This window comes from Actinosynnema sp. (assembly GCF_052038725.1).
This window is the reverse complement of record NZ_JBQGCX010000638.1, coordinates 1-4,472: the sequence shown is the minus strand read 5'-3', so window position 1 is coordinate 4,472 and position 4,472 is coordinate 1. Positions and strand designations below refer to the sequence as shown.

Annotated in this window: 4 protein-coding genes, 3 tRNA genes and 1 pseudogene; 3 read left to right on the top strand and 5 right to left on the bottom strand. The window is 72.2% G+C overall.

Annotated features, from left to right (window positions below):
• The first annotated feature begins 234 nt into the window (after positions 1-234).
• Positions 235-1,665 carry a rifampin monooxygenase gene (gene rox / locus ACTUAL_RS13565; protein WP_096492533.1) on the top strand — a complete coding sequence of 477 codons (1,431 nt, stop codon included), beginning with the start codon at positions 235-237 and terminating at the stop codon, positions 1,663-1,665.
• A 31-nt stretch (positions 1,666-1,696) separates the two neighbouring features.
• Here the strand turns inward: rox and ACTUAL_RS13560 are convergent, their stop codons facing one another.
• The 5 genes from ACTUAL_RS13560 to ACTUAL_RS13540 form a co-directional block, all read right to left on the bottom strand.
• The gene (locus ACTUAL_RS13560; RefSeq protein ID WP_096492534.1) at positions 1,697-2,116 is read right to left on the bottom strand and encodes a hypothetical protein; all 420 of its coding nucleotides are present in this window, start codon (positions 2,114-2,116) and stop codon (positions 1,697-1,699) included.
• Positions 2,117-2,343: 227 nt separating this feature from the next.
• Positions 2,344-2,415: transfer RNA gene (locus ACTUAL_RS13555), tRNA-Val, on the bottom strand.
• A gap of 1 nt (position 2,416) precedes the next feature.
• A tRNA-Cys gene (locus ACTUAL_RS13550) sits at positions 2,417-2,488 on the bottom strand.
• A gap of 60 nt (positions 2,489-2,548) precedes the next feature.
• Positions 2,549-2,621, bottom strand: a tRNA-Gly gene (locus tag ACTUAL_RS13545).
• A gap of 132 nt (positions 2,622-2,753) precedes the next feature.
• Complete coding sequence (locus ACTUAL_RS13540) at positions 2,754-3,179, bottom strand: SsgA family sporulation/cell division regulator (protein ID WP_015800852.1); 426 nt, start codon at positions 3,177-3,179, stop codon at positions 2,754-2,756.
• Positions 3,180-3,516: 337 nt separating this feature from the next.
• Here ACTUAL_RS13540 and ACTUAL_RS13535 point away from each other — a divergent pair, with 337 nt between their 5' ends.
• Positions 3,517-4,077, top strand: coding sequence for an RNA polymerase sigma factor (locus ACTUAL_RS13535; RefSeq protein ID WP_440900483.1), 561 nt, complete (start codon positions 3,517-3,519; stop codon positions 4,075-4,077).
• Positions 4,074-4,472: pseudogene (locus ACTUAL_RS13530) on the top strand (hypothetical protein); the annotation flags it as partial. The gene ACTUAL_RS13535 and the pseudogene ACTUAL_RS13530, both read left to right, overlap by 4 nt.

The following is a 4,472-nucleotide window of genomic DNA, read 5'->3' as shown; positions in this document are numbered from 1 at the left end:
GCGCCGAAGCACGAGGTCGAACCGCTGAGAAGTCCCCGGAACCGGGGGAGGAGGACGGGACAGCACTCCCCGCCACTGTCAACGTATAGCGCACACCCCCTCTTGCCGCAAGACCCCCGTCCGGCCGCACAATCTCCGCCCGAAGCCCCCACGACCCCGGCGCGACCGGGGTCCCGCACCGCGCCCCACCGGGCGCGGCGGCGGGCTGAACCGAACCACGGCGAACGGGCAACCATGATTGACGTGATCATCGTCGGAGCCGGACCGACCGGTGTCGTGCTGGCCGCGGAGCTGCGCCTGCACGGGGTCGAGACCCTGGTCCTGGACCGGGAGCCGGAACCGCCCGCGCACGTCCGCGCGCTGGGCCTGCACGTGCGCAGCATCGAGCTGCTCGACCAGCGCGGCCTCCTGGACGACTTCCTCGCGCGCGGCGTGAAGCACCCCCTGGGCGGCTTCTTCGCGGGCATCACCAAACCCCTGCCGCCGGACGCCCTGGACACCGCGCACGGCTACGTCCTCGGCATCCCCCAGCCCGTGGTCGAGTCCCTGCTCACCGCCCACGCGCTCAAGGCGGGCGCCGAGATCCGCAGGGGCGCCGAGCTCACCGGCCTGGCCCAGGACGCGGACGGCGTCACCGCCGAGCTGGCCGACGGCTCCACCCTGCGCGCCCGCCACCTGGTCGGCTGCGACGGCGGTCGCAGCACCGTCCGCAAGCTGCTCGGCGTCCCGTTCCCCGGCGAGCCCAGCAGGGTCGACACCCTCCTCGGCGAGCTGGAGCTGACCGCGCCCCCGGAGGAGATCACCAGGGTCGTCACCGAGGTCCGCAGGTCCCAGCTCCGCTTCGGCGCGGGCCCGCTGGGCGACGGCCGCTACCGCGTCGTCGTCCCCGCCGCCCACGTCGCCGAGGACCGGGCGACCCCGCCCACCCTGGAGGAGTTCGCCGCCCAGCTCAGGGCCACCGCGGGCACCGACCTCGGCGCCCGGAGCCCGCGCTGGCTCTCCCGCTTCGGCGACGCCACCCGGCTCGCCGACCGCTACCGCGTCGACCGCGTCCTGCTCGCGGGCGACGCAGCCCACGTCCACCCGCCCACCGGCGGCCAGGGCCTGAACCTGGGCGTCCAGGACGCCGTCAACCTCGGCTGGAAGCTCGCCGCCGAGATCACCGGCTGGGCCCCGCCGACCCTCCTGGACACCTACGGGGCCGAGCGCCGCCCGGTCGCCCGCGACGTCCTGGACAACACCCGCGCCCAGATGCAGCTGCTCTCCACCGAACCCGGCCCGGTGGCCGTCCGCGCGCTGCTGTCCGAGCTGATGGACTTCGAGGAGGTCAACCGCCACCTCATCGGCAAGGTCGTGGCGATCGACCTCCGCTACGACCTCGGCGACGACCACCCGCTGGTCGGCAGGCGCCAGCGGGACCTCCAGCTCGGCCGCTCCCGCCTCTACGAGCTGACCCGCGCCGGGCGCGGCCTGCTCCTGGACCAGACCGGGAAGCTCACCGCGTCGGGCTGGGCGGACCGGGTCGACCACGTCGTGGACACCGGCGACGGGCTCGCCGCCCCCGCCGTGCTGCTGCGCCCGGACGGCCACGTGGCCTGGGCGGGGGAGGACCAGGAGGCACTCGACGCCCGCCTCCGCGAGTGGTTCGGCGCCCCTCGCCCCTGACCCCGCCTGCGTCAGGCGACCGGGGAGCGCGTCACACGCTGTGCCTGCGCGCGACCGGCCGCGCGTAGTGCTTGTGCAGCGCGCCGACGTGCCCGGCCCAGAACAGCTGGCGGTCGGTCGCGTTGCCCGGAACCGGAAGGCCCTTGGCCCTGGCCAGCGCGTAGAACCCGGACCCCGCGTCGTTGGAGCTGAGGTACTGCACGAGCGCGCTGATCAGCAGCCCGCCGGTCTCCCGGAACGAGCCCTCGGCGATGTGCCCCAGCAGGTCGCCGAGCGCGGCCCGCTCGGACTCCGCGTCGAAGTCGAACGCGCGCAGGCCGGTGCGCCGCGCGATGGTCGCGTTGAACTCGGTGTACGTGGTCATGCGCTTCAACTCCGCCTGCTCGACGAGGAATCTCCTCCCCTCCTCCGCCAGCGTCTCCCACTCGTCGTCCGAACGCCCGTACCGCACGATGACTCCTCTTCTCACCGGCCGCCGCGAGAATCGGCGGACCACGGATGGAGTGGTGCGCGGAACCGCGTTCCACCCGGCGAGCGGGCGCCGCCCGGCGCATTCGGGACAGCGGGGAACCGCTCGCGTGCCGCGGGTCGTCCCCGCGGCACGACCGGAAGTGCTCCGCGCACCGCAGAACGCCCGGTAGGTGGATAACCACCTACCGGGCGCTCGGCCTTCTCCTGTGGACGATACTGGGATTGAACCAGTGACCCCTACCGTGTCAAGGTAGTGCTCTCCCGCTGAGCTAATCGTCCGAGGCGGAGACGGGAATCGAACCCGTGTACAGGGCTTTGCAGGCCCTTGCCTAAGCCACTCGGCCACTCCGCCAACTTCTCCGGAATGCTAGCACACCGAATATTTGGCCTGAGCCCAAGGGGCCCTCTGCCGAGCGGATGACGAGACTCGAACTCGCGACCCTCACCTTGGCAAGGTGATGCGCTACCAACTGCGCTACATCCGCACGCCCCTCGGAATTCACTTCCCTTTGCCGTTTCCGGCTCCGGTTCGCGTCTTCCTCGGTGCAGGAGGAACTTTATTACACACCTGGCCGCAGAATCAAATCGGGGGTCCCCCGGCCCTGCGACCTGCGCTTTCAGCTCAGGTCGTTGGAGATCAGGTGCGTCAGCGCCTCGTCCACGTCGACCCACAGGTGCTCGTTCCCCGGAACCACGACGTCGTACGTCCGGTCGAGGAAGTCGGCGAGCTCCTGGGCGGAGGCCTCGAACATGGCGTGCCCTGACGGCGAGCTGAGCTCGATCACCACCACCTCGGGGTCGTCGGCCGCGGGTCGGATCCGGACGTCGCCGTCACCGGCGTCCGCGATCAGCCCGTCGGCGAGGAGGTCGCGGGCGAACACCCACTCGACCCACCCGGCGCGGCCGGTGCGGAACGCGGCGATGACCGCGTACGGGTCCTTCGTGTCGTATCGGAGCTCCACCTGCACCGGAACAGCCGGGGTGCGTGGCGCCAGCAGGTCGAAGACCGCTGTTGAGCGGAGCGTGACGTGGTCATTGCGCATCGTCGTTACCCTCTTCTCCCTTCCCGGCCTAGCAAACGACCGAGTTCGCCAGATGTGACGTGTCTGTGGCGAGGAACGCTCGACATCGGGGCGTTTATCACCCTTCTGGGCTAACAAGACTTCTGTACGTGCCTGTTTTGTTGCTCTCTGTATCCGCTGGTGTCCCCTCTAGGGCTATCTTGCTCGGTTTAACCTGAACCCGGTACCGGCTGTTGCGCGAATGTTGGACGTGAGGACCTCTCTGGTGGCTTACCCGCCCGCACCGCCGCCGCGCCCAGACCCCCCGACACCTGCCGCGACGGGCGGGCGAGCGTTCGACGCCGCCCTCGTCGCGCGGGTGGTCGAGGGGGACCGGACCGCGTTCGGACATCTGTACGACCGCTACGGTCGTCCGGCTTACTCGTTGGCCAGGAGGATCTGCGTCGACCCCGACCTCGCCGAGGACGTGGTGCAGGAGGCCTTCCTGGTCCTGTGGCGCAGTCCACAAGGGTACGACAGCGCCAAGGGCGCGTTCGGGACGTGGCTGATGACCGTGGTGCACCACCGCGCGGTCGACGCCGTCCGCAGGGAGAACACCCGCAGGGTCAGGTCCGTGCCGCTCACCGACGAGGTGTCCGAGCGCGCCGTGCCGCCCGCCGAGGGCGCGGACGGCGCCGCGCTGGCCGGGCTGGTCGGCGCGGAGGTGCGGGCCGCGTTGGGCAGGCTGCCCGAGGACCAGCGGCAGGTGCTGTCGCTGGCGTACCTGGGCGGGTACACGCAGGCCGAGGTGGCGGCGCTGACCGGGGTGCCGCTGGGCACGGTCAAGTCGCGCACGTTCGCGGCCGTGCGGCGGCTGCGGGGGTTGCTGCGGTCCGTGTGGACCGGGGAGAACGACGAGGCGACGGAGGCGCGGCGGTGACGGGGGAGTCGGGGCGCTGCTCCGGTGAGGAGCTGGCGGCCGGGTGGGCGCTGCGGGCGCTGGGGCCGGACGAGGAGGTCGCCTTCCTGGCGCACCTGCCCGGCTGCGCGCGGTGCGCGCGGGTGGTGCGGGAGACCGAGGAGGTGGCGGCTGCGATCGGCGGAGCCCTGGAGCAGCACGACCCGCCGCCACGGCTGCGGGCGAGGCTCTTGGCGGCCGTGGAGGCGGAGCCGGTCGACGCGCCCGCTGTGCCCTCTGCGCCCGTTGCGGTGCCCCTGAGGCCACGCCGACCCTGGCCGAGGCTCCTGACCGCCGCGGCGGCTGCCCTGGTCCTCCTGGCGGGCACGGGGGCCGCGGTGCGCCTGTCCCAGCTGACCGACCGGGTGGCGGAGGTC

Excerpts from the sequence above, each read along its gene's own strand:
- rox (WP_096492533.1), top strand. The coding sequence starts at position 235 with ATGATTGACGTGATCATCGTCGGAGCCGGACCGACCGGTGTCGTGCTG.
- ACTUAL_RS13540 (WP_015800852.1), bottom strand. The coding sequence starts at position 3,179 with ATGCGCAATGACCACGTCACGCTCCGCTCAACAGCGGTCTTCGACCTG.